The 583-nt window shown below is 60.4% G+C and carries 2 protein-coding genes; both read right to left on the bottom strand.

The genetic code is table 11. From position 1 onward, the window contains the following. Window positions 1–131 (bottom strand): VOC family protein (locus EOA86_RS41060; protein WP_348633392.1); only part of this gene is annotated, 131 nt, incomplete at its 3' end. A gap of 2 nt (window positions 132–133) precedes the next feature. Continuing rightward, complete coding sequence (gene erpA, locus EOA86_RS37585) at window positions 134–481, bottom strand: iron-sulfur cluster insertion protein ErpA (protein WP_127211251.1); 348 nt, start codon at window positions 479–481, stop codon at window positions 134–136. Window positions 482–583 lie beyond the last annotated feature (102 nt).

Raw genomic sequence — 583 nt, 5'->3', positions numbered from 1 at the left:
AAGGCGATGCCGGGCTGATCGAAGCGCACGTGCACCGTCATGCCAAGCACGTCGTGCCAGAACGCCAGCGTTGCATCGAGATCGCGCCCGGCTGAAAGCGCGACCTGACGGACCGCGCCGATGGCAGGCATTTCTAAATACTGAAGCTGGTGCCGCAGCCGCACGAGGCGACTGCATTCGGGTTCCTGATCTGGAACGACTGGCCCATCAAGTCGTCAACGAAATCGATCACCGAGCCACCCAAATAGACCAGCGAGAGGTCGTCGATCAGTACGGTTGCGCCGTCTTTCTCGATGGCGACGTCGTCATCGTTGCGCGTTTCGACCAGGTCGAACTTATAGGAAAAGCCGGAGCAGCCGCCGCCCTCGACCGAAACGCGCAGCGCCGTCTTGCCGGCTTCGCCAGATACAATCTTTGCGATCCGCCTGGCGGCGGCGTCGGTCATCTCGACTTTCATGGCGGTCTTGGCATCAGCGCCCATGGGCGTCACCTTGCTTTCGGTTTCACATGATAGGTATGAAACGCGAGGGGGCAAGTCAACTGCGGCAGCGGCGATGACAAACGAGTTGGGCGACATCGGATT

The sequence above is a fragment of the Mesorhizobium sp. M5C.F.Ca.IN.020.32.2.1 genome, from assembly GCF_004023105.1.
GTDB classification, from domain to species: domain Bacteria; phylum Pseudomonadota; class Alphaproteobacteria; order Rhizobiales; family Rhizobiaceae; genus Mesorhizobium; species Mesorhizobium wenxiniae.
The sequence above is the reverse complement of the archived record's forward strand: the minus strand, read 5'-3'. Positions and strand labels throughout refer to the sequence as shown.

Excerpts from the sequence above, each read along its gene's own strand:
- erpA (WP_127211251.1), bottom strand. The coding sequence starts at position 481 with ATGGGCGCTGATGCCAAGACCGCCATGAAAGTCGAGATGACCGACGCC.